The organism is Cellulomonas sp. URHB0016 (assembly GCF_054057935.1).
In genome coordinates this window covers 565,187-590,844 of record NZ_JBSRZU010000001.1, presented here as the reverse complement: position 1 = coordinate 590,844, position 25,658 = coordinate 565,187, and the positions used below count along the sequence as shown (strand labels likewise).

The window sequence follows — 25,658 nt, the reverse complement described above, 5'->3', positions numbered from 1 at the left end:
GGCCCGCGCTTCACCCGTCGAGGACCTGCGCCACGCCGTGGCGGCCGATCTCCACGAGGGTCGGATGGTCGACCGGGTACATCTGCAGGACGACGGCCATGTGCAACGCCCACGCCTGCGCGCGTCGCCAGGTGTGCTCGTCCGGTCGGAGGCGGTCCCGGAACGCCGAGCGGCCGTCTGTGTCGAAGGTGAGCCAGGCGGTCGAGAGGTCCGAGGCCGGGTCACCCGAGGTGACGTCGCCGAAGTCGATCACCGCACGCAGCCGGCCGTCGGAGACGAGGAGGTTGGCCGGGTGCGGGTCACCGTGCAGCCAGAGGGCCGGCCCGTCCCAGGCGGGCGCGCTCGCGAGCTCGTGGAAGCGCGCGAGCATCCTGTCGGAGTCGGGCAGCGCGAGCTGTTCCACGCGCGCGACGAAGGCGTCGCGGCGGACGGGCGTGCCCCGGTACGGGTTCACGGGGGCGCCCACGGGTGCCGGTCGGTGGAGCGCGACGAACACCTCGGCCAGCGACTCGGCCCAGCACGACCGTGCGGCGACGGGCGTGCGATGGGCCGCGACCGCGTCGTACCAGGGCACGACGCTCCACGGCCACGGGTACGTCGACGATGCGGTGCCCACCCGGACGGGTGTCGGCGTGTCGACGGGGAGCAGCGGGGCCAGCACCGGCAACCACGCCTGCTCGTGCATGACGAGGGGGGCGGCGGCGGCTCGTACGGGGAAGCGCGCGGCCAGGTCGGTACCGATCCGCCACAAGGCGTTGTCCCAGCCGGTGCCTGCCCACGTCAGGGGCAGGTCGGCGAGGTCGGGATGCTGCTCACGCAGCAGGCTGCGGGCGAGAGGCTCGGTGACGTCGATCTCAGGCTTCGGGTGCACGGTTCCTCAGCGCGCCGGGACCACGCGACGCTCGTCGTACGGCACGGCCCAGCCCACGGCGTCGAAGATGCGTGCCAGGACGATGCCGGTGAAGCCCCAGACGAGCACGCCGTCCACGACGAACGCCGGTGTCCGCACGGTCCGGCCCCAGCGGGTGTGCTCGACGCTCGCGCGGTGCGCAGGATCGAGCAGGTCGGCGACCGACACCCTGAACACCTGGACCGTCTCGGCGTGGTCCACGGCGGCCACCTGCGACGGGCGCGTCCACCAGGCGGGCACCGGGGTGACGAGGTGGTTGCTGACGGGGACGGGCAGCGCCGGGAGCGTGCCGAGGATGTCGACGCCGGCCGGGTCCAGGCCGGTCTCCTCGACCGCCTCGCGGAGCGCGCCCTCGCGTGGACCGCGGTCGGACGGTTCCAGCCGACCGCCGGGGAACGCGATCTGCCCGGCGTGGCTGCCGAGCCCGGCGGCCCGTCGCTGGAGCAGGACGTCCAGGTCGTGCGCGGTCGCGAGCGGTCCGGTGCCCTCGAGCTCCCCGAACAGGACGAGGACAGCGGCCGGGCGCGCGCTGGACGGGTCCGGCAGGACGCGAGCAGGGTCGACGCGCCAGTCGATGCCCCGCTCGCACAGGTCGCGGAGCTCGTCGCGTGCTCCACGGACGTCGGGCGTGACGGGGCTCATCCTCGGGCCTGCACCTGCTCCCCGAACGCGGCGAACGCCTTCTCCGCGGCCGGTGCGAGCGTCGGCAGGTGCGTCGCTCCGCCGGCCCGGATCTGCGCGAGCTCGTCGGGGTCGAGGCCGCCGGTCATGTCGGGGGTCGTGAGCCAGAGGTCGAGCATGTCGGCGTCGAGCTCCGGGTGGAACTGGATGCCCAGCGCGCTGCCGGCACGGAACGCCTGGACGGGTGTCTGCTCGGTGGACGCCAGCAGCGTCGCACCGGTCGGCAGCCCCACCGAGTCGGCGTGCCAGTGCAGCACCGTGGGGCGGGCGCCGAGCGCACCGAGCACCGGGTCGTCCGCGAGCACGTCGACGGGCCCGAAGCCGATCTCCGTCCCGCTGCGGCGGTGCAGCTGCGCGCCCAGCGCGAGGCCGAGCAGCTGCATCCCCAGGCACACGGCGAGCACCGGGACGTCGGCGTCGACGGCCGCGGCGAGCAGCCGGCGCTCGGCAGCCAGTCCCGGGTGCCCGCGCTCGTCGTCGGCGTCCATCGGGCCGCCCATGACGACGACCCCGGACAGGGCGTCGAGTCCGGGCAGCCGGGGATCGGCGAGGTCGAGGACGGTCCGTACCTGCACCGGCGCGTCGAGCGCCGGTGCGATCCGGCCGGGACCTTCGTACGGGGCGTGCGTCAGGACCAGGACGGGACGCATGCCGCTCACCAGCCGTCCGGGAGCGGACGCCCCTCCTCGTAGCCGGCCGCGGACTGGATGCCCACCGACGCGCGCTCGTGGAGCTCGTCGAGCGTCGTGGCACCCACATACGTCGCCGCCGAGCGGACGCCCGCGGTGATGTGGTCGATCAGGTCCTCGACGCCCGGGCGGCGAGGGTCGAGGAACATCCGCGACGAGGAGATGCCCTCCTCGTACAGGGCCTTGCGAGCCCGGTCGAACGCGGAGCCGCCCCGGGTGCGCGCCGCCACGGCGCGCGCGGAGGCCATGCCGAAGCTCTCCTTGTAGAGGCGGCCGTTGCCGTCCTCGTGCAGGTCGCCGGGCGACTCGTGCGTGCCGGCGAACCACGAGCCGACCATGACCTGCGACGCGCCCGCGGCGAGAGCGAGCGCCACGTCGCGCGGGTGCCGGACGCCGCCGTCGGCCCAGACGTGCCTGCCCAGCCGGCGCGCCTCGGCGGCGCACTCGAGCACGGCCGAGAACTGCGGGCGGCCCACGGCGGTCATCATCCGCGTGGTGCACATCGCGCCCGGACCGACGCCGACCTTGACGATGTCGGCGCCGGCGGAGATCAGGTCGCGCGTGCCCTCGGCGGTGACGACGTTGCCCGCGACGACGGGGATCTGCGGGTCCAGCGAGCGCACCGCGCCGAGCGCCTCGAGCATCTTGCGCTGGTGGCCGTGCGCCGTGTCGACGACGAGCACGTCGATCCCGGCGTCGAGCAGCTCGGCCGCCTTCGACTTCACGTCACCGTTGATGCCGACGGCGGCCGCGACGCGCAGCCGGCCCTGGGCGTCGACGGCCGGGGTGTAGATGGACGAGCGCAGGGCCCCGACCTGGGTGAGCACGCCGACGAGCTCGCCGTCGCGGACCACGGGGGAGAACCGCCGGCGCGAGCCGTGCAGCTTCTCGAACGCCGCCTCCAGGCCGCGCGGGCCACCCTGCTCGACGACGGCGAGGTCGACGGTCGTCGGGTGCGCGGTCATCACGTCCGCGACCTGGGTGAACCGGTCGACGCCCTGGCAGTCGGCCTCCGCGACGACGCCCACGGGCCGGCCGTCCTCGACGACGACGGCGGCACCGTGCGCGCGCTTGCCGATGAGCGTGAGCGCGGTGTGCACGGTGTCGTGGGGTGAGACCACGACGGCGCTCTCGACCACCGTGTGCCGAGCCTTCACCGAGGACACCACGTCCGCGACGACGTCCGTCGGGATGTCCTGGGGGATCACCGTGATGCCGCCGCGGCGGGCGACCGTCTCGGCCATCCGCCTGCCGGCGACGGCGGTCATGTTCGAGACGACGACGGGGATGGTGGTGCCCGTGCCGTCGACGGAGGAGAGGTCGACGTCGAACCGGGAGGTGACCTCGGAGCGGGACGGGACCAGGAAGACGTCGCCGTAGGTGAGGTCGGAGGTGGCCGCGTGGCCGGGCAGGAAGCGCATGGGAGTTCCCCTTTCCGGTCCATGGTAGTCGGCGGGCGCGCCCGGAAGGGGGTCCTGCGCTCGGCCCCAGGGTCGTCCCCGTCTCTTCACGCAGCCTCCACCAGCACCCGGACGACCGCGGCGCGAGGAGGGCCGGTGCCGTCCTAGAGTGTGGGCAAGCCTTCGGCGTCCGCACCCGGCGGCATCGTCGCCGCCCCGAGGAAGGAGGCCGCCATGGGACAGCTCGACAGCATCGCGTCGCCTGCCGACGTGCGCGCGCTGACGCCCCGGCAGGTCGAGGACCTGGCCGACGAGATCCGCACGTTCCTGGTCGAGCAGGTGTCCCGCACGGGCGGCCACCTCGGCCCGAACCTGGGCGTCGTCGAGCTCACCATCGCGCTGCACCGCGTCTTCGAGTCGCCGCTCGACACGATGGTGTTCGACACCGGCCACCAGGCGTACGTGCACAAGCTGCTCACCGGCCGGTCCGACTTCTCGCAGCTGCGCCGCCGTGGCGGGCTCTCGGGCTACCCGAGCCGTACCGAGTCCGAGCACGACGTCGTCGAGAACTCGCACGCGTCCACCGCGCTCAGCTGGGCCGACGGGATCGCGAAGGCCAACGAGCTGCAGGGCCGCGGGGACCGGTCCGTCGTCGCGGTCATCGGTGACGGCGCCCTCACCGGTGGGATGGCCTGGGAGGCGCTCAACAACATCGCCGCCGGTCAGGACCGCCGCCTGGTCATCGTGGTGAACGACAACGGCCGCTCGTACGCGCCGACGATCGGCGGTCTGGCGCACCACCTCGACACGCTGCGCACCACGCAGGGCTACGAGAACGTCCTGTCCTGGGGCAAGCGGACGCTGCGCCGCTCCGGGACGCCCGGCCGGATGGCCTACGACGCGCTGCACGGGCTGAAGAAGGGCATCAAGGACGTCGTCGCGCCGCAGGGCATGTTCGAGGACCTCGGCATCAAGTACGTGGGGCCCGTCGACGGGCACGACGAGCCCGCCGTCGAGCGCGCGCTCGCCCGGGCGAAGGCGTTCGGCGGGCCGGTCATCGTGCACGTCATCACCGAGAAGGGGCGCGGGTACACGCCGGCCGAGCAGGACATCGCGGACCGGTTCCACGCCGTCGGGCGGATCCATCCCGAGACCGGCCTGCCGCTCGCCCCGTCGCGGTTCGGGTGGACGAGCGTGTTCGCCGACGAGATCGTGCGGATCGGCCGGCGGCGGACGGACGTCGTCGCCATCACCGCCGCGATGTTGCAGCCTGTGGGCCTCGCGCCGTTCGCCGCCGAGTTCCCGCAGCGGGTCTTCGACGTCGGCATCGCCGAGCAGCACGCGGCCACGTCGGCCGCCGGGATGGCCTTCGGTGGCCTGCATCCCGTGGTCGCCGTGTACGCGACGTTCCTCAACCGTGCCTTCGACCAGGTCCTCATGGACGTGGCGCTCCACAAGGCGGGCGTGACGTTCGTGCTCGACCGCGCCGGGCTCACCGGCGAGGACGGCGCGAGCCACAACGGCATGTGGGACATGGCGATCCTCGGCGTGGTCCCCGGCCTGCGCCTCGCCGCGCCGCGCGACGAGCCCACCCTGCGCGCCGCGCTGCGGGAGGCCGTCGACGTCGACGACGCACCGACGGTGGTCCGGTACCCCAAGGGTGCGATGGGCGACCCGGTGCCCGCGATCGAGGACGTGGACGGCGTGGACGTCCTCGCGCGGTTCGACGGCGACGGGCCGTCGGTGCTGGTCGTCGGCGTCGGCTCGATGGTCCCGAGCGCCATGCGGACCGCCGAGATCCTCGCCGCGCACCGGCTGCGGGTGACCGTGGTCGACCCGCGCTGGGTCATGCCCGTGCCCGCGGCCCTGACGAAGCTCGTCGGTGAGCACGATCACACCGTGACGATCGAGGACGGGGTGGTCGACGGCGGCGTGGGCGCGCTCGTCGGGCAACGGTGCCGCGAGGCCGGCATCGCGACGCCGGTGCAGAACGTGGGGATCCCGAGGCAGTTCCTCGACCACGCGACGATCGACCAGCTGATCGGCAGCCTCCGGCTGCGTCCCGAGGATGTGGCGCGCGACGTGCTCACCGCCCTCGGTCGCGCTGACTGAGACGCCTCTCACACGCTCGTGAACGCGCCGCGGCGGGTCAGTGGGCCGAAGGTCCTAAGACATCCCATCACTTGCTCCGTAGCGTCGAGATATCGACCCCCCACGAGGAGCTGAGATGTCGACCACCACCGCCCGCAGCCGCGACGACCTCGCGACCACCACGCCTCCTGCCTGGCTCGGGTTCGTTTCAGGCCCGTGGGCGGACCACATCGACGTGCGCGACTTCATCCAGCGCAACTACACCCCGTACGAGGGGGACAGCGCGTTCCTCGCCGGCCCGACGGCCCGCACCACGGGTGTCTGGGACCGGCTCTCGGCGATGTTCCCGGCCGAGCGCGAGAAGGGCGTCTACGACGTCGACCCGCACACGCCGTCGACCATCACCTCGCACGCCCCCGGCTACATCGACGAGGCGAACGAGCTGATCGTCGGGCTGCAGACGGACGCGCCCCTCAAGCGCGCGATCATGCCCAACGGTGGCTACCGGATGGTCGAGAAGTCGCTCGAGACCTACGGGTACGAGCCGGACCCCGCCGTCGGCGAGATCTTCGGCAAGTACCGCAAGACGCACAACGACGGCGTCTTCGACGTGTACCCGCCGGCCGTCCGGGCCGCCCGCAGCAGCCACATCATCACGGGCCTCCCCGACGCCTACGGCCGCGGCCGGATCATCGGCGACTACCGCCGCGTGGCCCTCTACGGCGTCGACGCGCTGATCGCCGCGAAGAAGATCGAGCGGGCCGAGCTCGACATGGAGCGGTCGGTCGAGGACGTCATCCGCGACCGCGAGGAGAACGCCGAGCAGGTCCGCGCGCTCGGCGAGCTCAAGACGATGGCCGCGTCCTACGGCTACGACATCTCCGGTCCGGCGACGACCGCCCGTGAGGCCGTCCAGTGGCTGTACTTCGCCTACCTGGCCGCCGTGAAGGAGCAGAACGGCGCGGCCATGTCGCTGGGCCGCACGTCCACGTTCCTCGACATCTACCTGCAGCGGGACCTCGAGTCGGGCGCGCTCACCGAGGAGCAGGCGCAGGAGCTGATCGACGACTTCGTCATCAAGCTGCGCATCGTGCGGTTCCTGCGCACCCCGGAGTACGACGCCCTGTTCTCCGGCGACCCGACGTGGGTCACCGAGACCATCGGCGGGCTGGGGGTCGACGGCCGGCCGCTCGTCACGAAGACGTCGTTCCGGTACCTGCAGACCCTCTACAACCTGGGCCCGGCGCCCGAGCCGAACATGACCGTGTTCTGGAGCGACCAGCTCCCCGAGGGCTTCAAGCGGTACTGCGCGCAGGTGTCGATCGACACCTCGGCCGTGCAGTACGAGTCCGACGACCTCATCCGGGACACCTGGGGTGACGACGCCGCGATCGCGTGCTGCGTGTCGCCGATGGTCGTGGGCAAGCAGATGCAGTTCTTCGGCGCGCGGGTCAACCTCGCCAAGGCCCTGCTCTACGCGATCAACGGCGGGCGTGACGAGGTCACCGGCAAGCAGGTCGCCCCGGTCGGTGCTCCGGTCGAGGGCGAGGTGCTCGACTACGACGACGTCATGGCGAAGTTCGACGTGACGATGGACTGGCTGGCGCAGACGTACGTCGACGCGCTGAACTGCGTGCACTACATGCACGACAAGTACGCCTACGAGCGCATCGAGATGGCCCTGCACGACCGCGAGGTCCTGCGCACGATGGCCTGCGGCATCGCCGGGCTGTCGGTGGTCGTCGACTCGCTGTCGGCGATCAAGTACGCGACGGTGCGCGGCCTGCGGACCACGGACGGGCTCGTCACCGAGTACGCCGTGCAGGGTGACTTCCCCACGTACGGCAACGACGACGACCGGGCCGACGACATCGCCGTCTGGATCGTGAAGACCTTCATGGAGAAGATCCGCAAGTTCCCGACCTACCGCGGGGCGACCCACACGCAGTCGGTGCTGACCATCACCTCGAACGTCGTCTACGGCAAGGCCACGGGCTCCACGCCTGACGGCCGCCGGCTCGGCGAGCCGTTCGCGCCCGGTGCCAACCCGATGAACGGCCGGGACACGCACGGGATGCTCGCCTCGGCGCTGTCGGTCGCGAAGCTGCCGTACGCGGAGGCGCAGGACGGGATCTCGCTCACGTCGTCGGTGGTGCCCGCCGGGCTCGGCCGGACGCCGGACGAGCAGGTCACGAACCTGGTGGGTCTGCTCGACGCGTACACGCTGTCGAACGGCTACCACATGAACGTCAACGTGCTGAACCGCGAGACGCTGCTGGACGCCATGGAGCACCCCGAGAACTACCCGCAGCTCACCATCCGGGTCTCGGGCTACGCCGTGAACTTCGTCCGGCTGACCCGCGAGCAGCAGCTCGACGTGCTCTCGCGCACGTTCCACGGCGCGGTCTGACGAAGCTGCCGTCACGAGGAGCGCGACGATGACGACCCGGACCGACGAGCGGACCGCGGGGGCCCCGGTGGTGCCGCTGGGGATGCCGCTCGTCGGCGGGTCGCACGACCGCGTCCAGGGTGCGGGCACGGCGGGGCTCGCCTCGGTCGAGCAGGAGCGCTCGGCTCGGCTCGCCGCCGTCCGGTCCGGCGAGGTCGGGTCGGTGCACTCGTGGGAGCTCGTGACGGCCGTGGACGGTCCGGGCACGCGGCTCACCGTGTTCCTGGCAGGCTGCCCGCTGCGCTGCCTGTACTGCCACAACCCGGACACGATGGAGATGCGTCGGGGCACGGACGTCACGGCCGACGAGATCCTCGCGCGGGTGAAGCGGTACCGCGGTGTGCTGACCGCGACGGGCGGCGGGCTGACCGTCTCCGGCGGCGAGCCGCTCATGCAGCCCGCGTTCGTGGCGCGGCTCCTGCGCGGCGCGCAGGCGATGGGCGTGCACACCGCCGTCGACACGTCCGGCTTCCTCGGGGCGCAGCTCTCGGACGCGATGCTCGACGACGTCGACCTCGTCCTGCTGGACGTGAAGTCCGGGCTCGCGGACACCTACCAGCACGTCACCGGCCGTCCCCTGCAGCCCACGCTCGACTTCGGCCGCCGCCTGGCCGCGCGGGGGACCACCATGTGGGTGCGGTTCGTCCTGGTTCCGGGCCTGACCGACGCCGTGGAGAACGTCGAGGCGGTCGCGGCCTATGTCGCGTCGCTCGGACCGGCCGTCACGCGCGTCGAGGTGCTGCCGTTCCACCAGATGGGCCGCGACAAGTGGTCCGAGCTCGGGATGACCTACGAGCTCGAGGACACCCCGCCGCCGACACCCGAGCTGGTGGCACGGGTGCGCGAGCAGTTCCGGGCGCAGGGGTTGACGACGTTCTGACGCCGCCGTGCGCGGCACCTCGCGGCCACGACAACCAGGCCCTCCGGACCGTGACGGTCCGGAGGCCCTCGTACTCGCGGCAGGTCAGCCCGCGGCGGGGACGTTCGCGACGCCGTCCGGCAGCAGCCGGTGCCCGAGCACACGCTCGGCGTACCCCGTGCGGTCGAGGTACGGCGTCAGGCCCCCGAGGTGGAAGCCCCAGCCGGCGCCCAGGATCATGCACAGGTCGATCTGCTGCGGCGTGGCCACGACGCCCTCGTCGAGCATGTGCCCGACCTCCACGGTCAGCGCCGTCAGGACCGAGTCGAGCACGGCGGCCTCGTCGAGCGGCGTCCGCGGGACCGAGGCCTCCCGGGCCTGGTCGAAGACCGCCTGGATGGCCGGGTCGACCGGCTTCGGCAGACCCTTGGCCGGTGCGGGCAGGACGACCCGGGTGCCGTCGGCGACGAGCTTCTCCAGGCCGGGCGACCGGGGGAACCGGTCACCGAGGTCCTCACGCAACGACGTCAGGACGTGCAGCCCGACGGCCGGACCGACCAGGTCGAACAGCTCGAACGGCGGCATCGGCAGGCCCAGAGGCCGCAGAGCGCGGTCGGCGACCTCGACCGGCGTCCCGTGCTCGACCGCGTCGACGATCACGCCGAGCAGCAGCACGAGCAGCCGGTTGACGACGAAGCCGGGCCGGTCCGCGACGAGCACGGCGGTCTTCCGCAGCTTCGCCACGACGGCGAAGCCTGTGGCCAGGGCCTCGAGCGACGTGCGCTCCGCCTCGACGACCTCCACCAGGGGCATCGCCGCCACGGGGTTGAAGAAGTGCAGCCCGACCACGCGCTCCGGGTGCTGCAGGTCGGCCGCCATCGCGGAGACCGACAGCGCGGACGTGTTGGTCGCGAGGATCGTCGTGGGGGAGACCACCGTCTCCAGCTCGGCGAACACGCGCTTCTTGAGGTCGAGGATCTCGGTGACCGCCTCGATGACGAGGTCGCAGGAGGCGAGCTCGTGCAGGTCCGTCGTCCCGTGCACAGAGCCCAGCAGGCGCGCGCCGGAGGCCTCGGTCATGCGGCCCGTGGACGTGAGCCGCTCGACGGTGGACCGGACCGCGTCCAGGCCCTTGGCCACGCGCTCCTCGTCGAGGTCCCGCATGACGACCGGGACGCCGAGCCGCTGGGCGAACAGCGTCGCGATCTGCGCCGCCATGAGACCGGCCCCGACGATCCCGACGCGGGTCACGGGCTGCGCGAGCGACCGGTCGGGGGCGCCGACGGGCCGCTTCCCGCCCGAGACCAGCCCGAACGCGTACACGGACGCGCGCATCTCGTCGCTCATGAGGAGGTCGGCGAGCGCCTCGTCCTCCGCGGCGAAGGCCGACTCCCGGTCGGCGTCCCGGGCGGCCGCCACGAGGTCGAGCGCCCGGTACGGAGCCGGGCGGGAGCGGTGGACGACGGCGTCGAGGCGCTGCCTCGCGGCCGCGACGACGCCGTCCCACACCGGAGCCGGGTCCAGAGGGCGCCGCTCGACGACGACCTCGCCCGACAGCACCCGGGCGGCCCATCGGATCGACTCCTCGAGGAAGTCGGCCGGGTCGAGCACGACGTCGACGAGCCCGATCGACGCCGCCTCGGTCGCCGAGTACGGCTTGTTGGCGGCCGGGCGCGTGAGGATCACGTCGAGCGCCTTCTCGACGCCGACGAGTCGCGGCACGAGGTACGCGCCACCCCAGCCGGGGACGAGGCCCAGGCCCGTCTCCGGCAGCGCCAGCGCCCGCACGTCGGACGCAGCCGTGCGGTAGTGGCAGTTGAGCGCGAGCTCCAGCCCGCCCCCGAGGGCGACCCCGTTGACGAAGGCGAAGGTGGGGACGCCCATGTCCTGCAGCAGCGCGTACGCCGCGTGACCGGCCCGGCCGAGCTCGAGCGCCGAGCTCCGTCCGGTCAGCGCGGTGGCCTGCGTGAGGTCGGCGCCGGCGGCGAGGAAGTACGGCTTGCCCGTCACCGCGACCGCAACCAGCTCGCGGGCGGCGACGCGGTCCCGGACCCCGGTCAGGGTGGCGGCCAGCTCGGCCATGCCGATCGGCCCCAGCGTCGACGGCTTGGTGTGGTCGAGACCGTTGTCCAGCGTCACCAGCGCGAGCGTCCCGGCGCCGCCGGGCAGGGCGACGTCGCGGACGTAGGAGTGCGTGACACGCTCGGCGCGCGGGCCCGCGGCGGTGTCGGTCGTCGCGGTCACAGCGTGTCCTCCTCGACGGCGGTCGGCCGGTAGTCGGCGTGGTGCGGGTTCTCCCAGATCACGGTGCCGCCCTGGCCGAGCCCGACGCACATCGTGGTGAGCCCGTAGCGGACGTCGGGATCCTCCTCGAACTGGCGGGCCAGCTGCGTCATGAGGCGCACGCCCGACGAGGCGAGCGGATGCCCCACGGCGATCGCCCCTCCGTAGCGGTTGACGCGAGGGTCGTCGTCCTCGATGCCGAACGCGTCGAGCAAGGCGAGCACCTGCACCGCGAACGCCTCGTTGATCTCGAACAGCCCGATGTCCTCGATGGTCAGACCGGCGCGCTGCAGCGCCTTGACGGTGGCCGGGACCGGGCCGATGCCCATGATCTCCGGCTCGACGCCCGCGTAGGCGAACGACACCATCCGCATGCGCGTCGGGAGGCCGAGCTCGGCGGCGGTGTCCTCGGCGGCCAGCAGGCACGACGCTGCGCCGTCCGTGAGCGGCGCAGACGTGCCGGCGGTCACGCGACCGCCCGCACGGAACGGGGTGGCGAGCTTCTGGATCGCCTCGACGGTGGTGCCGGGTCGCGGCGGCTCGTCGGCGGTGGCGAGGCCCCAGCCGCGTTCGGGGTCGCGCAGCGCCACGGGCACGAGGTCCGGCTCGATGCTGCCCGCGGCGAGAGCGGCGGCGTACTTGTCCTGGCTCGCGACACCGAACGCGTCAGCGCGCTCGCGGGTGAGGGCCGGGAAGCGGTCGTGCAGGTTCTCGGCGGTGACGCCCATGTTCAGCGCGTCGTTCGCGACGAGCCGCTCGGACAGGAACCGGGGGTTGGGGTCGGCGTCGAAGCCCATCGGATGGTGCCCCATGTGCTCGACACCGCCGGCGAGCGCGACGTCCTGCGCACCGACGCCGATGGCAGCCGCGACGTTGGTCACGGCGGTCATGGCTCCGGCGCACATGCGGTCCACGGCGTACCCGGGGACGCTACGTGGCAGGCCGGCGAGCACGCCGACCGTGCGGCCGAGGGTGAGGCCCTGGTCGCCCTGCTGGGTGGTCGCCGCGATCGCGACCTCGTCGATCCGCTCGGGAGCGAGCTGCGGGTGCCGGCGGAGCAGCTCGCGGACCGTCTTGACGGCCAGGTCGTCCGCGCGGGTGCTCGCGTAGATGCCGTCCTTGCGGGCGCGGCCGAACGGGGTGCGGACCCCGTCCACGAAGACGACGCGACGGACACGGGGCGCAGGGCGTGCGGATGCGGTCGGCATGGAGCCTCCAGGGCGGGACGACGGTGTCCGGGGACGGCGTTCTCAGGCGCTTTCACCGACCCGACGAGCGGGCCGCCGACGGCCGACGCTACCCGGGACCACCGTGCCGCGCCAGCCGAAGTTACTGAAGAGTAACACCGCGGCCGACGACGTCATCAGCCCTGTCGCACCGCCTCGAACGCCGTCGCGAGCCTGTCGGCGGTGAGCTCCACCTGCCACGGCCGGGCGCCCCCCGACTGCAGGAACTCCGTGATCGCCGACGCGTCGAGCGGCGTGGGAGGGGACCAGCAGAGCCGCCGCAGCAGGTCGGGCTGCAGGAGGTTCTCCGCCGGCACGGTGTGGGTCGCGGACAGGTCCGCCACGACGTCCCGGGCCGCCGCCAGACGGGCTGCCGCCGCGGGGTCCTTGTCGCCCCAGGCGCGGGGCGGTGGGGGCGCGTCGCTCTTCGGGCCCCGGACCGAGGGCAGCTCGCCCTCCGGGACGGCGAGACCACGGTCGATCGCCTGTTGCCACAGCGTCGCCCGGCGTCGCGTGCCCTTGCCCGAGAAGGCCGGCAGAGCCGTGAGCGCCGGGACGGACCGGGGGAGCGCCTGCGCGGCCGCCACGATCGCCGCGTCCGGCAGCACACGCCCCGGTGAGATGTCCCGCTGGCGCGCGTTCTGGTCCCGCGTCAGCCAGAGCTCGCGCACCACAGCGAGCCGCCGGGCGTCCCGGATGGTGTGCAGGCCCGACACGCGGCGCCACGGCTCGACCCGCGGCGGCGGCGGCAGCGCCGAGCGCACCGCCTCGAACTCCTGGGCCGCCCACTCCGCCTTGCCGGCGACGGCGAGGCGCTCGGCCAGGACCGTGCGCAGGTCCACGAGCACCTCGACGTCGAGCGCCGCATAGCGCAGCCAGTCGGCGGGCAACGGCCGGGTCGACCAGTCGACCGCCGAGTGCTCCTTGGCGAGGCCCAGGCCCAGCGCGTCCGCGACGACCGCCGCGAGCCCCACCCGCTCCATGCCGAGCAGGCGTGCGCCGAGCTCGGTGTCGAAGATGCGCGTCGGCCGCATGCCCTGCTCGACGAGACCCGGCAGGTCCTGCGACGCGGCGTGCAGCACCCACTCCACGCCGACGAGCGCCTCGGACAGTGCCGACAGGTCCGGCAGGGCGATCGGGTCCACGAGCGCCGTCCCGGCGCCCTCCCGGCGCAGCTGCACCAGATAGGTGCGCTGTCCGTACCGGTAGCCGGAGGCGCGCTCCGCGTCGACCGCGACGGGACCCGTGCCGGCGCCGAACAACGCCACGACCTCGGCGAGCGCCTCGGGCGTCTCCACGACGGGCGGGACGCCGTCGGCGGGCTCGGTCAGCGGGACGACGTCCGGTGCCGCCGGCCGCTCGGTCTCCTCGTCGGGCGTGCCGATGCCGAGGATGCCGTCGTCGGCGGTACCGGCGGAGGCGTCGGGCTGCATGAGGACCACGGTAAGCGACGTCGGCGCGCCGTTCGCGCAGGCAGACGCGGTGCGCCGCTCGCGTGCTGTCCGATCAGTCGATGACGCCGGCGCGGATCGAGATCGCGACGAGCTCCGCGCGGTCGCCGGTGCCGAGCTTGCGGGAGATGCGGGCGAGGTGGCTCTTGACGGTCAGCGCGGACAGGCCCAGCTCCACACCGATCGCCCGGTTGCTGCAGCCGTCGGCGACGTGCTTGAGGACGCTCACCTCGCGGGCCGTCAGGTCCGGGAGCGTCGGCCGCGGCGGCGCGGGTGCGACGGCTCGACGCAGGCTCGGCGCGGTCATCCCGGCCACCGCCCCGCGCAGGCCGCCCGCGAGGAGCACCACGATCTCGGACCGGCTCGCGCGTCGGGTCAGGACCACCACACGCTGGGCTCCACGACGGCGCAGGTTGCGCACGAGCACGGTGCCGTCGCCGTCGGCGACGTCCGTCAGGACGACGCACATCTGCTGGCCGGCAGCCGCGGGCGCACGTCGGACGGTCGGGACGGTGTGCCCCGCGAGGCTCCGGCGGACCGGGGCGACGTCGCGGCGCAGGGGCTCGATGCTCACGACCGGTCCATCGGCAGCGCCCCGCTGTGACTTGAGGCGACGCCGGGGGTGACAGGTGTTCCGAGGGGTCCGCTCAGCGGCGCGGGGCGAGCGGCACGACGCCTTCCGGGAGGGGTGGGAGGCCGGCCGCCGTGCACAGCAGGGTCGCCCACGCGCGCAGGTGCGGCCCCAGATCCTCACCGGCGGCCGTCCACGATGCCCGGATCTCGAGCTCCGTCTGCTCGGACCGGCGCTCGAGCGCCCCGAAGCTCTGCGACAGGACGCGCGTCACCGTGCCGCCCGCCGCGTGGGGGGTGAGCCCGGCCGACTCCAGCGCGTCGTTGAACCAGCTCCAGGCCACCTCGGCGAGCAACGGGTCCGCGCCGACCTCGGGCTCGAGCGTGCAGCGCACCAGCGTCACGAGCCGGAACGAGCCCTCCCAGGCCTCCTGGCCGTCGGGGTCGAACAGCACGACGAACCGCCCGGAGCCGAGCTCGGCCGCGTTGACGGACCGGCGGGCGGTCCGGACCTCCGCGGTGAGCGCAGCCGTGAACGGGGCGATCCGGGCGGGACCGGGCACCTCGTCGAGGATGACCTCGGGGCGGACCGCGACGCCGCGCAGCGATCGCAGTGCGCGGATGAACTCAGCGGGGACGTCGTCGGGTCCGGCGGGTGTCACGGGGTGGAGCGTACGGCCGGCGACGGGCGTCTCGCGGTCCGGCACGCCGCTTCGACGCCACGGGTCCGCCACTAGGCTGAACCGCGGCACCCACCACTCCGGTCGACGCCCCGAGGCATGCCGCACGAGCGCTGCACACGTCGACCGTCGACCGAAGGAGCACCTCCCGCATGGCGAACAGCACCGCGACCGGAACAGCGCAGATCGGCGTCACCGGACTGGCGGTGATGGGCCGCAACCTCGCGCGCAACTTCGCCCGGAACGGGTTCACCGTCGCGGTGCACAACCGCTCCTACGCGAAGACGCAGTCGCTGGTGGAGGACCACGGCGACGAGGGCACCTTCGTGCCCTCCGAGTCGGTCGAGGACTTCGTCGCGAGCCTGGCCCGCCCGCGCAAGGTCGTCGTCATGGTGAAGGCCGGAGGTCCCACGGACGCCGTGATCAACGAGCTCGTGCCCTTCCTCGAGGAGGGCGACATCGTGGTCGACGCCGGCAACGCCCACTTCCCCGACACCATCCGCCGCGAGGCCGCGCTGCGGGAGAAGGGCCTGCACTTCGTCGGGTCCGGCGTCTCCGGCGGCGAGGAGGGCGCACTGCTCGGCCCGTCGATCATGCCGGGCGGGACGGCCGAGTCGTACGAGTCGCTCGGGCCGATCCTGGAGAAGATCTCCGCGAAGGTCGACGGGGTGCCGTGCTGCACCTACGTGGGTCCGGACGGGGCCGGCCACTTCGTCAAGATGGTGCACAACGGCATCGAGTACGCCGACATGCAGCTCATCGCCGAGGCGTACGACCTGCTCAAGCAGGGGCTGGGGGCGTCCGCCGCCGAGATCGGGCAGATCTTCGCCGAGTGGAACACGGGCGACCTGGAGTCGTTCCTCATCGAGATCACCGCCGACGTGCTGCAGCACGTGGACGCCGCGACGGGGTCGGCGTTCGTCGACGTCGTGCTCGACCAGGCCGAGCAGAAGGGCACCGGCCGCTGGACCGTGCAGAACGGCCTGGACCTCGGCGTCCCGATCACCGGCATCGCCGAGGCCACGTTCGCCCGCGCGCTCTCGGGCTCCGTACCGCAGCGCACCGCGGCGGTCGGCGTCCTGCCCGCGCACACCACGCCGTGGGAGGTCACCGACCGCGACGCGTTCATCGAGGACGTCCGGCTCGCGCTCTACGCGTCGAAGGTCGTCGCCTACTCGCAGGGCTTCGACCAGATCGCCGCCGCCTCCGCCGAGTTCGGCTGGGACATCGACCGCGGTGCGATGGCCCGCATCTGGCGCGGCGGCTGCATCATCCGCGCCCGGTTCCTCAACCGCATCACCGAGGCGTACGAGCGCGACGCGCACCTGCCGCTGCTGCTCGCCGACGAGTACTTCACGGGGGCCGTCGGGAACGGCGTCCAGGCGTGGCGGCGGATCGTCGCGGGCGCCGCGCTGCACGGCGTGCCCACGCCGGCCTTCGCGTCGTCGCTCTCGTACTACGACGGCGTCCGTGCCGAGCGGCTGCCCGCCGCGCTCATCCAGGCGCAGCGCGACTTCTTCGGTGCGCACACCTACCGGCGCACCGACGGCGAGGGCACGTTCCACACGCTGTGGTCCGGCGACCGCACCGAGCAGACCGCGTGAGCGGGGCGCTCCAGCCCGTCATCCTCGGCGCCGACATCGGCGTCTACGCGCTGGCCCGCTCGTTCCACGAGCAGTACGGCGTCACGTCCGTCGTGGTGGCCGGGGCGGCCCTCGGGCCCGTCCAGCACTCGCGGATCGTGCGGCACGAGATCGTCGCCGACGGCCACGACCCACGGCAGCTCGTCGACCGGCTGCTCGAGGTCGCCCGCGGCATGCCGGACCGGCGGCTGCTGCTCATGGCGAACTCGGACTGGCTGGTCCGCGTCGTCGTGCAGCACCGTGAGGAGCTGGAGAAGCACTACGCCGTGCCGTTCCTGTCCCAGGACCTGCTCGACCGGATCTCGGACAAGGCGACGTTCGCGCAGATCTGCGACGACCTCGGCATCTCGGTGCCCCGCACCATCGTGCAGGACTTCGCGACCGGCGTGGCCGACGTGGCGGTGGACCTCGAGTTCCCCCTCATCGCCAAGGCCGCGAGCAGCGCGGACTACCAGGACGTCGAGTTCGCCGGGAAGAAGAAGGTCTTCGAGATCGCGACCCCCGCGGAGCTGGCGTGGCTGTGGGGTGCGCTGCGCGGTGCGGGGTTCGGCGGCCGCTTCGTCGTCCAGGAGCTGGTCCCCGGCGACGACACGCAGATGCGGTCGATCACGGCGTACGTCGACAGCCACGGGTCGATCACGCTGCTGTGCTCGGCGCACGTGCTTCTCGAGGAGCACACGCCGTCCGGGCTGGGCAACCCCGCCGCGATGATCACCGACCGGGACGACGCGATGCTCGACCAGGCGCGCACGTTCCTGTCGGCGACCGGCTACCGGGGTTTCGCCAACTTCGACGTGAAGGTGGACCCGCGCAACGGGGAGTTCCGCTTCTTCGAGGTCAACCCGCGCATCGGTCGGAACAACTACTACGTCACCGCTGCGGGGGCCAACCCGACGCGGTTCGTGGTCGAGGACGTCGTCGAGGGACGGTCCGTGCCGCCGGTCGTCGTCGACCGCGAGGTGCTCTACGCGGTGGTCCCGCACCGGCTGCTGCTGCGGTACGTGCGCGACCCGCAGCTCGCCGCGCGGGTGCGGCGGCTCGTCAAGGCGAAGGCGGTGGCGCACCCGCTGAGCTACCCCGGTGACCTCTCGCCGCGGCGACGGCTGTACATCGCGATGGCGCTGGTCAACCAGGTGCGCAAGTTCCGCAAGTACTACCCCGAGGTGACGTCGACGGGGTTCTGAGGCCGGGCGCCCTCGGGGTCCGGGCTCAGCCGAGCTCGCTCGTGCCCGCGTAGAGGTGCAGTACCGGGACCTGCAGCTCCTCGCGGGCGCGGGACGCCCAGTCACGGTGCAGCGTGTCCTCGACGGCGTGCGGGTACGTCACGACGGCGACCTCGCGCACGTCACCTGTGGCCACCGCCGCGCGGAGGGCCGGCAGCGGGTCGTCCTCGACGACCGCCCCCGTCGCTCCCCGGCCGGCGGCCGCGAACGCCGCGAGGGTGCCCTCGAGCTGCTCGGCGGCGGTCGCCCGTGCCTGGTGCTCGCTCGGCTCCTTGCCGCGTGCGCGGTCCCAGGCCTCGCGGATCTCGCCCATGCTGAGGTTGTCGATGATCGTCGAGAGCAGCGGGCGCTCGCTGTCCGCGGGCACGATCACCCGGTACGCCAGCACCTCGCCCTCGTGCAGGGACAGGATGTGGTCCACGTCGGCGGCGGCCAGGGTGTCCTCGACGAGGACCAGGATGGTGTCGGTCACGCGCCGAGCCTAACGACCTGCCACCGTCCGAGCAGCACTCCGCCCGCGTGGAGCAGGTGCAAGGTCCGCAGGTCGCGGGGCGGGTCGAGCCACATCGGCAGGTCGACCACCCGCAGCGCGGGTCCGCCCACCAGCACCGGGCTGAACGTCTGGCACAGCTCGTCGACGAGGCCCGCACCCAGGAGCTGGCCGAGCAGCCTCGGACCTCCCTCGGTGAGCACGTGCGACAGGCCGCGGGCGCCGAGGGCGGCGAGCGCGACCCGCAGGTCGACGGCGCCCGGCACGTCGGCCTCGGTGAGGATGAGGCGCTCCGGCCCGATGCGGTCCCGGAGCTCGTCGAGCCGTGGGCACGTCCCCGTGGTCAGGACCATCGGTGGCCGCTCGCCGTCGAGAAGCGCGTCCGGGACGTCCCCCGACGCCGACACGATCGCGAGCTCGATCTCCGGTGACCGGCCGAGCGCCGTCCGCGCCTCCCGGAGCCCGTCGGGGACGTCGAGCGCGCGGTACCGCTCCGCCCGGGCGGTGCCGGCGCCGATCAGCACGACGTCAGCCAGGGCGCGCAGCACGCGGAACACGCGGAAGTCGGCAGGGTCGTTGATGGAGCCGGACCGGTGGTCGGCACCGGTCGCGGCGCCGTCGACGGAGCTCACCATGTTGGCCCGGACGTGCACACCACGAGGTGGGTCGAGCGGCAGGCGGTCGGTGAACGCACCGAGGAGCTCCGCCTCGTCGGTGCGGGGCTCGATGCGGGTGCCGGCGCGGTCGAGGGGGAGGAGGACGTCGAGGGCGGGGAGGTCGAGAGGCACGTCGTTCACCCTAGGCGCCCCTGCGCCGGCCCCGTGGGGTGCGGCGCGTGCCGCCGAGCAGGAGGCCGCCCTCTGGAGCGCGGGACGCGCGGATCGGTCGACGACTACCTCAGGGGGCCGTCGGGTCCGAGCCGAGCACCTCGGCCAGCGCCGCCACGTCACCCACCACGACCACGGCCGGGTTGCCGACGCCGCGGGCCAGCGCCCGCGCGGCGATGTCCGCGAGAGTCCCGACGGTCGTGCGCTGGTCGGGCAGCGTGCCTCGCTCGACCACGGCGACGGGCGTGGACGGGTCGCGCCCGTGCTCGACGAGCGCTCGCGCGTGCCCGGCGAGCTGCGCGACGCCCATGAGCAGCACGAGCGTCCCGTCGAGGCGGGCGAGCGTGGCCCAGTCCGGGGCCTGGTCGTGCGCCGACAGGATCGTCACCTGGCGTGACACGCCCCGATGCGTCACCGGGATGCCGGCCGCTCCGGGGACGGCGATCGCGCTCGTCACCCCGGGCACCACCTGGACGGGGACGCCGGCCTCGACGCAGGCCTGGACCTCTTCGCCGCCCCGGCCCAGGACGAACGGGTCGCCGCCCTTGAGGCGGACCACCCGCAGGCCCGCCCGTGCGCGCTCGACGAGCAGCTCGTTGATCTGGGTCTGCGTGAGGGTGTGGGAGTGCGGGGACTTGCCCGCCTCGACGACCTCGACGTCCGCGTCCAGCTCGGACAGCAGCGCGCGCGGTGCGAGTCGGTCGACGACCACGACGTCCGCCTCGGCGAGGGCCCGCCGGCCGCGGGTCGTGATGAGCCCGGGGTCGCCGGGACCGCCACCGACGAGCGTCACGGTCCCCGTCACGGCGGGTCGTTGCCGGCGGAGCGGGAGGCCACCCGTGTCGAGGAGCACGGCGATGGCGTTCCGCAGCCGGGAGGCCCGGCGGGGGTCCCCGCCTGCGCCGACCGCGACGGTCACGTCCCCGGCGCGGGCGACCGCCGGCGTCCAGGCGGTCGACGCCGTCGCGTCGTCCGCACGGACGCACCACAGCCGCGCCGCCTCGGCGTCCGCCGCGACCGCGTCGTCGACCTCACGGACGCCCGTCGCGGTGTGCACGAGCCAGGCGCCGTCGAGGTCGGTGGCCAGGTAGTCGCGCGCGTGCCAGCGCACCGTGCCCTCGGCGGCCCGGTCGGCGAGGTCCTCGCACAGCGCGGGCGCGACCACGTGCACGTCGGCACCGTCCTCGACGAGGCGGGCTGCACGGCGTGCCGCGACCGGACCGCCGCCGACCACGACGACCCGGCGGCCGTGCAGGTCGAGGAGCAGCGGGTGCCGCGGCGTGCCGGTCAAATCCCGGCCCCGGCCAGCCAGTCGTCGTCGTCCGCGCGGGGCGGCGGTGCGGGGGCCAGACGGTCGAGCAGCGTCGGGCCCACCAGGCCGGCGGCCAGTGTGGTGCCGTCCGCCGGGTCGACCAGCAGGAACCCGCCGGTGCGGCGGTGCGCCGCGTAGTCGTCGAGCAGCACGGGCTCCGCGAGACGGACCTTCACGCGGCCGATCGCGTTGAGCGTGAGCGCCCGCGGCGCGACGTCCGACGACGTGTCGGTCGCGTCCACCGCGTGCAGGGTGTCGACGCCGTCCCACACCTCGACGGTCTGCGTGTCGACGTCGAGCCTCGCGTTGACCTCGCGCAGCAGGGCCCGGACCGTCCGGGTGCCGATCCGCACCAGCAGGCGGGCGCCCAGCACGCTGCGTCGCTCGGCGAGCCAGCACACGGTCCCCTCGAGGTCCTGACCCACGGTCACGGAGGGTCCGGCGGGCACCAGCACGTCGCCGCGGGCCACGTCGACGTCGTCGGCGAGCCGGAGCGTCACCGACTGCGGCGCGTGGGCCTCGTCGAGCGGGCCGTCGAACGTGTCGATCCCGACGACCGTGCTCGACTTGCCCGACGGCAGGACCGTCACCTCGTCGCCGACCCGCACGACGCCCGACGCGACCCGGCCCGCGTACCCGCGGTAGTCCGGGTGCTCGGGGGTGCGCGGGCGGATGACGACCTGCACCGGGAACCGGAAGGTCTCGGTGCGCGCGTCGCGGTCCACCGGGACGGACTCCAGGTGCTCGAGCAGCGTCGGACCGTCGTACCAGGGGGTGCGCACGGAGCGGTCGACGACGTTGTCGCCGTCGAGCGCCGACAGCGGCACGGCCTGCACGTCGGTGAGGCCGATCGCGGCGGCGTACTGCGCGAAGTCGCCGGCGATCGCCCGGAAGGTCGCCTCGTCGAAGTCGACGAGGTCCATCTTGTTCACCGCCAGGACCACGTGCGGGACGCCGAGCAGCGCGGTGATGGTGGCGTGCCGTCGGGTCTGCTCGAGGACCCCCTTGCGGGCGTCGACGAGCACGATCGCCAGCTCGGCGGTCGACGCGCCGGTCACCATGTTGCGCGTGTACTGCACGTGGCCGGGGGTGTCCGCGAGGACGAACGCGCGGCGGGCGGTGGAGAAGTAGCGGTACGCGACGTCGATCGTGATGCCCTGCTCGCGCTCGGAGCGCAAGCCGTCGGTGAGCAGCGCGAGGTCGACGGCCCCGCCTCCACGAGCGGCGGTCGCCGCCTCGACGGCCGCGAGCTGGTCGGCCAGCACGGACTTCGTGTCATACAGGAGGCGGCCGATGAGGGTGCTCTTGCCGTCGTCGACCGAGCCGGCCGTCGCGAGCCGCAGCAGGTCGCGCTGGGTGTGGTCCGTGTCGGGTGTGGCGGGCAGCGTGCTCGTGTCCGTCGTCATCAGAAGTAGCCCTCGCGCTTGCGGTCCTCCATGGCGGCCTCGGAGGCCCGGTCGTCTGCGCGCGTCGCCCCACGCTCGGTGAGCCGGCTCGCGGCCACCTCGGCGATCACGTCCGCCACCGTCGTGGCGGTCGACTCGACGGCGCCGGTGCAGCTCATGTCGCCGACCGTGCGGTACCGCACGACGCGCCTCTCGACGCTCTCGTGGGGGCGCGGGCCACCCCACTCGCCGGGAGCGAGCCACATGCCGTCGCGGGCGAACACCTCGCGCTCGTGCGAGTAGTAGATCGACGGGAGCTCGATCTCCTCCCGCTCGATGTACCGCCACACGTCGAGCTCGGTCCAGTTCGACAGGGGGAACACGCGCACGTGCTCGCCGGGCTTGTGGCGCCCGTTGTACAGGTCCCACAGCTCGGGGCGCTGCCGCCGCGGGTCCCACTGCCCGAACTCGTCGCGCAGCGAGAACATCCGCTCCTTCGCGCGTGCCTTCTCCTCGTCGCGCCGGCCGCCGCCGAAGACCGCGTCGAAGCGGTGCGTCGTGATGCCGTCCAGCAGCGGGACGGTCTGCAGCGCGTTGCGCGACCCGTCGGCCCGCTCGACCACGCGGCCGTCGTCGATCGCGTCCTGCACGCTCGCGACGACCAGGCGCAGGCCGAGCTCGGCGACGGTGGCGTCGCGGTAGTCGATGACCTCGGGGAAGTTGTGCCCCGTGTCGACGTGCATGAGCGTGAACGGCACCGGGGCGGGCCAGAAGGCCTTGCGCGCCAGGTGCAGCATCACGATCGAGTCCTTGCCGCCGCTGAACAGGAGCACCGGCCGCTCGAACTCGCCGGCGACCTCGCGCATGACGTGGATCGCCTCGGACTCGAGGGCGTCCAGCTGCGTGAGGGCGGTGCCGGTCGAGGTGCTCGTGGGGGAGACCGTCGTCGTCATGTGTGCAGACCGCATTCCGTCTTGGAGGTGCCGGACCAGCGTCCGGACCTCGGGTCCTCACCGGGGGCGACCGCGCGCGTGCAGGGCGCGCAGCCGATCGAGGCGTAGCCGGCCTGGCGCAGCGGGTTCAGCACCACGTGGTGCTCCTCCACGTAGGCGTCCACGTCGGCCTGCGTCCAGGCGGCCAACGGGTTGAGCTTGACCTTGCCGCGCCTGACGTCCCAGCCGACCACGGTGATGTCGGTGCGCGTCGGGGCGTCCTCGCGGCGCATCCCGGTCACCCAGGCGCTGTACGGGGCGAGGCCGCGCTCGAGCGGCTCCACCTTGCGCAGCGCGCAGCACAGGTTGGGGTCCCGGTCGTGCAGGCGCGGGCCGTGCTCGGCGTCCTGCTCGGCGACGGTGCGCAGCGGCAGGATCGTGCGCAGCGAGATGTTCGTGAAGTCCGCGTAGTAGTCGCGCGTGCCGAGGGTCTCCGCGAAGTGGTAGCCGGTGTCGAGGAAGATCACGTCGATCCCCGGCACGGCCTTCGCGGCGAGGTCGACGAGCACCTCGTCGCCCATCGAGGACGCGACCACGAGGTCCGAGCCGAACGTCCGGCCCGCCCACGCCAGGATCTCGGAGGGGTGAGCACCCTCCAGGTCCCGCCCGGCCTCCTCGGCGAGCTGCCGCAGGTCAGTCGTGTCGACGGTCATGCGCTGGTCACCCCCACGAACTTCAGGGCGAACGCTCGGGTGCAGGAGCGGCACTCCCACTCGCCGTGCCGCTCGCTCGCCGGCCACAGGTCCTCGCTCGCGCAGAACGGGCAGTAGTACGGCACCGCGCGCTGGGCGGACTCGCTCATCGCAGGTCCTCCTCGTCGGCCCGGTGCACCCACTGCGCGAACAGCTCGCCCTCGGTGCGCTGCTCGTCGAACTTCGTCGCGACGCGCTCGATGTAGTCGGGGAGCTCCTCTGCCGGAACGCGCAGGCCACGCAGGGTCTTCCCGAGCCCGCTGGTGAGTCCCAGACCGCCGCCGAGGTGGACCTGGTAGCCGTCCTCCCCGCCCGCGAGCGCACCCTTGAGCCCGATGTCGGCCGTCTGGATGCGCGCGCACGAGTTGGGGCAGCCGTTGAGGTTGATCGAGATGGGGTGCTCGAACGTCGGCAGGCGCTCCTCGAGCTCGCCGACGAGCGCCTTCGCGCGCGCCTTCGTCTCGACGATCGCGAGCTTGCAGAACTCGATGCCCGTGCAGGCGAGCGTCCCGCGCCGGAACGTCGAGGCCCGGCGGACCGCCAGGCCGGCCTCCTCGAGCCCGTCCACGAGCGCGTCCACCTTGTCCGGCGCGACGTCGAGGACCACGAGCTTCTGCTCGACAGTCAGCCGCAGCCGCTCGGACCCGGCCGCCTCGATCAGGTCGGCGAGCTGCGAGAGCAGCGGGCCGGACACGCGGCCGACCACGGGCGCAGCGCCGACGTAGAACCGGCCGTCGTTCTGCGGGTGCACGCCGACGTGGTCGCGGTGCCCGGTCGGCGGCGGGGGCGGCTCGGGGCCGTCCGGCAGCGTGTAGCCGAGGTACTCGCCCTCCAGCACCTCCCGGAACAGCTCGGCGCCCCAGTCCGCCACCAGGAACTTCAGGCGGGCACGGGTGCGCAGGCGCCGGTAGCCGTAGTCGCGGAAGATGCCGACGACGCCCGTCCAGACCTCGGGTACGCGGTCGAGCGTGACGAAAGCGCCCAGGCGGACGCCGAGCTTCGGGTTGGTGGACAGCGCGCCCCCGACCCACAGGTCGAAGCCCGGGCCGAGCTCGGGGTGCACGACGCCCACGAACGCGACGTCGTTGATCTCGTGCGCGACGTCCTGGTGGGGGGACCCGCTGATCGCGGTCTTGAACTTGCGCGGCAGGTTCGAGAACGCCGGGTCACCGATGTAGCGCTCGGCGATCTCCCGGACGGCGGGGGTGCCGTCGATGATCTCGTCGGCCGCGACACCGGCGACGGGGGAGCCGAGGATGACGCGGGGCGTGTCGCCGCAGGCCTCCTGGGTGGACAGGCCGACGGCCTCGAGGCGCCGCCAGATCTCCGGGACGTCCTCGATGCGGATCCAGTGCAGCTGGATGTTCTGCCGGTCGGTGATGTCCGCCGTAGTGCGGCCGAACTCCGTGGAGATCTCGGCGATCGTGCGCAGCTGCGCGAGGCTCAGGGCGCCGCCGTCGCAGCGCACGCGGAGCATGAAGTACTCGTCGTCCAGCTCGTGCGGCTCGAGCGTCGCCGTCTTGCCGCCGTCGATGCCGGGCTTGCGCTGGGTGTACAGCCCCCACCAGCGCATGCGACCGCGCAGGTCCTCGCCGGGGATGGACGCGAAGCCCTCACGGGAGTAGATCGTCTCGATCCGGTGCCGGACGTTGAGACCGTCGTCGTCCTGCTTGAACTTCTCGTTGCCGTTCAGGGGCTCGCGCTGGTCGAACGCCCACTGGCCCTCGGGGCGGGCTGCGGGCGGGGCGATCCTGGTCTGCGCCATAGGGCGCTACCTCCAGGGGATCATGGACGTGCGGCTGCAC

22 protein-coding genes are annotated in these 25,658 nt (G+C 73.3%); 5 read left to right on the top strand and 17 right to left on the bottom strand.

What is annotated here, in order from left to right; genetic code table 11:
- Positions 1 to 10: 10 nt before the first annotated feature.
- From ACVW07_RS02770 to ACVW07_RS02755, 4 genes are read right to left on the bottom strand one after another with little or no spacing between them, the layout of a single operon-like run.
- Positions 11 to 871: an aminoglycoside phosphotransferase family protein gene (locus tag ACVW07_RS02770; protein ID WP_456817759.1), complete on the bottom strand. Its 861-nt coding sequence runs from the start codon at positions 869 to 871 to the stop codon at positions 11 to 13.
- A 6-nt stretch (positions 872 to 877) separates the two neighbouring features.
- Complete coding sequence (locus ACVW07_RS02765) at positions 878 to 1,552, bottom strand: NUDIX hydrolase (RefSeq protein ID WP_456817758.1); 675 nt, start codon at positions 1,550 to 1,552, stop codon at positions 878 to 880.
- Positions 1,549 to 2,241, bottom strand: coding sequence for a type 1 glutamine amidotransferase (locus tag ACVW07_RS02760; RefSeq protein WP_456817757.1), 693 nt, complete (start codon positions 2,239 to 2,241; stop codon positions 1,549 to 1,551). The genes ACVW07_RS02765 and ACVW07_RS02760 overlap by 4 nt, the downstream gene beginning before the upstream one ends.
- Before the next feature lie 5 nt (positions 2,242 to 2,246).
- Positions 2,247 to 3,701, bottom strand: coding sequence for a GuaB1 family IMP dehydrogenase-related protein (locus ACVW07_RS02755; RefSeq protein ID WP_456817756.1), 1,455 nt, complete (start codon positions 3,699 to 3,701; stop codon positions 2,247 to 2,249).
- 213 nt (positions 3,702 to 3,914) lie between these two features.
- On the opposite strand from ACVW07_RS02755, the gene dxs reads away from it, so the two are divergent.
- The 3 genes from dxs to pflA all read left to right on the top strand — a co-directional run bounded on the left by dxs (position 3,915) and on the right by pflA (position 9,100).
- Entirely contained in the window at positions 3,915 to 5,792 is a 1,878-nt protein-coding gene (dxs, locus tag ACVW07_RS02750) for a 1-deoxy-D-xylulose-5-phosphate synthase (RefSeq protein WP_456817755.1), read from the top strand.
- 115 nt (positions 5,793 to 5,907) lie between these two features.
- A complete protein-coding gene (pflB, locus tag ACVW07_RS02745) occupies positions 5,908 to 8,181 on the top strand; it encodes a formate C-acetyltransferase (RefSeq protein WP_456817754.1) in 2,274 nt (757 codons plus the stop codon).
- A gap of 28 nt (positions 8,182 to 8,209) precedes the next feature.
- Entirely contained in the window at positions 8,210 to 9,100 is an 891-nt protein-coding gene (gene pflA / locus ACVW07_RS02740) for a pyruvate formate-lyase-activating protein (protein ID WP_456817753.1), read from the top strand.
- Between the two features lie 84 nt (positions 9,101 to 9,184).
- Here pflA and ACVW07_RS02735 read toward each other — a convergent pair whose 3' ends face one another.
- The 5 genes from ACVW07_RS02735 to ACVW07_RS02715 all read right to left on the bottom strand — a co-directional run bounded on the left by ACVW07_RS02735 (position 9,185) and on the right by ACVW07_RS02715 (position 15,271).
- On the bottom strand, positions 9,185 to 11,323 hold the full coding sequence (locus ACVW07_RS02735; protein WP_456817752.1) for a 3-hydroxyacyl-CoA dehydrogenase NAD-binding domain-containing protein: 2,139 nt from the start codon (positions 11,321 to 11,323) through the stop codon (positions 9,185 to 9,187).
- Positions 11,320 to 12,570 (bottom strand): thiolase family protein, encoded by a 1,251-nt coding sequence (locus ACVW07_RS02730; protein WP_456817751.1) that lies wholly within the window; start codon positions 12,568 to 12,570, stop codon positions 11,320 to 11,322. Before ACVW07_RS02730 ends, ACVW07_RS02735 begins: the two co-directional genes overlap by 4 nt.
- A 155-nt stretch (positions 12,571 to 12,725) precedes the next feature.
- Positions 12,726 to 14,021 carry an HRDC domain-containing protein gene (locus ACVW07_RS02725; RefSeq protein ID WP_456817750.1) on the bottom strand — a complete coding sequence of 432 codons (1,296 nt, stop codon included), beginning with the start codon at positions 14,019 to 14,021 and terminating at the stop codon, positions 12,726 to 12,728.
- A 73-nt stretch (positions 14,022 to 14,094) separates the two neighbouring features.
- On the bottom strand, positions 14,095 to 14,613 hold the full coding sequence (locus tag ACVW07_RS02720; RefSeq protein WP_456817749.1) for a response regulator transcription factor: 519 nt from the start codon (positions 14,611 to 14,613) through the stop codon (positions 14,095 to 14,097).
- Positions 14,614 to 14,686: 73 nt separating this feature from the next.
- Complete coding sequence (locus ACVW07_RS02715) at positions 14,687 to 15,271, bottom strand: DUF3000 domain-containing protein (RefSeq protein ID WP_456817748.1); 585 nt, start codon at positions 15,269 to 15,271, stop codon at positions 14,687 to 14,689.
- Positions 15,272 to 15,441: 170 nt separating this feature from the next.
- On the opposite strand from ACVW07_RS02715, the gene gndA reads away from it, so the two are divergent.
- Both gndA and ACVW07_RS02705 read left to right on the top strand, forming a co-directional pair.
- The gene (gndA, locus tag ACVW07_RS02710) at positions 15,442 to 16,893 is read left to right on the top strand and encodes an NADP-dependent phosphogluconate dehydrogenase (RefSeq protein WP_456817747.1); all 1,452 of its coding nucleotides are present in this window, start codon (positions 15,442 to 15,444) and stop codon (positions 16,891 to 16,893) included.
- Positions 16,890 to 18,116, top strand: a complete 1,227-nt coding sequence (locus ACVW07_RS02705) for a carboxylate--amine ligase (RefSeq protein WP_456817746.1) — start codon at positions 16,890 to 16,892, stop codon at positions 18,114 to 18,116. Before gndA ends, ACVW07_RS02705 begins: the two co-directional genes overlap by 4 nt.
- A 25-nt stretch (positions 18,117 to 18,141) precedes the next feature.
- Here the strand turns inward: ACVW07_RS02705 and ACVW07_RS02700 are convergent, their stop codons facing one another.
- The 8 genes from ACVW07_RS02700 to ACVW07_RS02665 all read right to left on the bottom strand — a co-directional run bounded on the left by ACVW07_RS02700 (position 18,142) and on the right by ACVW07_RS02665 (position 25,618).
- On the bottom strand, positions 18,142 to 18,627 hold the full coding sequence (locus ACVW07_RS02700) for a hypothetical protein (RefSeq protein ID WP_456817745.1): 486 nt from the start codon (positions 18,625 to 18,627) through the stop codon (positions 18,142 to 18,144).
- On the bottom strand, positions 18,624 to 19,433 hold the full coding sequence (locus ACVW07_RS02695) for a dihydrofolate reductase family protein (RefSeq protein WP_456817744.1): 810 nt from the start codon (positions 19,431 to 19,433) through the stop codon (positions 18,624 to 18,626). Before ACVW07_RS02695 ends, ACVW07_RS02700 begins: the two co-directional genes overlap by 4 nt.
- A gap of 109 nt (positions 19,434 to 19,542) precedes the next feature.
- On the bottom strand, positions 19,543 to 20,763 hold the full coding sequence (gene cobA / locus ACVW07_RS02690) for a uroporphyrinogen-III C-methyltransferase (protein ID WP_456817743.1): 1,221 nt from the start codon (positions 20,761 to 20,763) through the stop codon (positions 19,543 to 19,545).
- Complete coding sequence (locus tag ACVW07_RS02685; protein WP_456817742.1) at positions 20,760 to 22,190, bottom strand: sulfate adenylyltransferase subunit 1; 1,431 nt, start codon at positions 22,188 to 22,190, stop codon at positions 20,760 to 20,762. The genes cobA and ACVW07_RS02685 overlap by 4 nt, the downstream gene beginning before the upstream one ends.
- Entirely contained in the window at positions 22,190 to 23,122 is a 933-nt protein-coding gene (gene cysD, locus ACVW07_RS02680; RefSeq protein ID WP_456817741.1) for a sulfate adenylyltransferase subunit CysD, read from the bottom strand. The genes ACVW07_RS02685 and cysD overlap by 1 nt, the downstream gene beginning before the upstream one ends.
- A complete protein-coding gene (locus ACVW07_RS02675) occupies positions 23,119 to 23,814 on the bottom strand; it encodes a phosphoadenylyl-sulfate reductase (protein ID WP_456817740.1) in 696 nt (231 codons plus the stop codon). Before ACVW07_RS02675 ends, cysD begins: the two co-directional genes overlap by 4 nt.
- Positions 23,811 to 23,963, bottom strand: a complete 153-nt coding sequence (locus ACVW07_RS02670) for a hypothetical protein (RefSeq protein ID WP_456817739.1) — start codon at positions 23,961 to 23,963, stop codon at positions 23,811 to 23,813. Before ACVW07_RS02670 ends, ACVW07_RS02675 begins: the two co-directional genes overlap by 4 nt.
- The gene (locus ACVW07_RS02665; RefSeq protein WP_456817738.1) at positions 23,960 to 25,618 is read right to left on the bottom strand and encodes a nitrite/sulfite reductase; all 1,659 of its coding nucleotides are present in this window, start codon (positions 25,616 to 25,618) and stop codon (positions 23,960 to 23,962) included. Before ACVW07_RS02665 ends, ACVW07_RS02670 begins: the two co-directional genes overlap by 4 nt.
- Positions 25,619 to 25,658: the final 40 nt, after the last annotated feature.

Excerpts from the sequence above, each read along its gene's own strand:
- ACVW07_RS02765 (WP_456817758.1), bottom strand. The coding sequence starts at position 1,552 with ATGAGCCCCGTCACGCCCGACGTCCGTGGAGCACGCGACGAGCTCCGC.
- ACVW07_RS02730 (WP_456817751.1), bottom strand. The coding sequence starts at position 12,570 with ATGCCGACCGCATCCGCACGCCCTGCGCCCCGTGTCCGTCGCGTCGTC.
- ACVW07_RS02685 (WP_456817742.1), bottom strand. The coding sequence starts at position 22,190 with ATGACGACGGACACGAGCACGCTGCCCGCCACACCCGACACGGACCAC.
- ACVW07_RS02665 (WP_456817738.1), bottom strand. The coding sequence starts at position 25,618 with ATGGCGCAGACCAGGATCGCCCCGCCCGCAGCCCGCCCCGAGGGCCAG.
- ACVW07_RS02670 (WP_456817739.1), bottom strand. The coding sequence starts at position 23,963 with ATGAGCGAGTCCGCCCAGCGCGCGGTGCCGTACTACTGCCCGTTCTGC.
- dxs (WP_456817755.1), top strand. The coding sequence starts at position 3,915 with ATGGGACAGCTCGACAGCATCGCGTCGCCTGCCGACGTGCGCGCGCTG.
- ACVW07_RS02755 (WP_456817756.1), bottom strand. The coding sequence starts at position 3,701 with ATGCGCTTCCTGCCCGGCCACGCGGCCACCTCCGACCTCACCTACGGC.
- gndA (WP_456817747.1), top strand. The coding sequence starts at position 15,442 with ATGGCGAACAGCACCGCGACCGGAACAGCGCAGATCGGCGTCACCGGA.
- pflA (WP_456817753.1), top strand. The coding sequence starts at position 8,210 with ATGACGACCCGGACCGACGAGCGGACCGCGGGGGCCCCGGTGGTGCCG.
- ACVW07_RS02725 (WP_456817750.1), bottom strand. The coding sequence starts at position 14,021 with ATGCAGCCCGACGCCTCCGCCGGTACCGCCGACGACGGCATCCTCGGC.
- ACVW07_RS02675 (WP_456817740.1), bottom strand. The coding sequence starts at position 23,814 with ATGACCGTCGACACGACTGACCTGCGGCAGCTCGCCGAGGAGGCCGGG.
- pflB (WP_456817754.1), top strand. The coding sequence starts at position 5,908 with ATGTCGACCACCACCGCCCGCAGCCGCGACGACCTCGCGACCACCACG.
- ACVW07_RS02760 (WP_456817757.1), bottom strand. The coding sequence starts at position 2,241 with ATGCGTCCCGTCCTGGTCCTGACGCACGCCCCGTACGAAGGTCCCGGC.
- cysD (WP_456817741.1), bottom strand. The coding sequence starts at position 23,122 with ATGACGACGACGGTCTCCCCCACGAGCACCTCGACCGGCACCGCCCTC.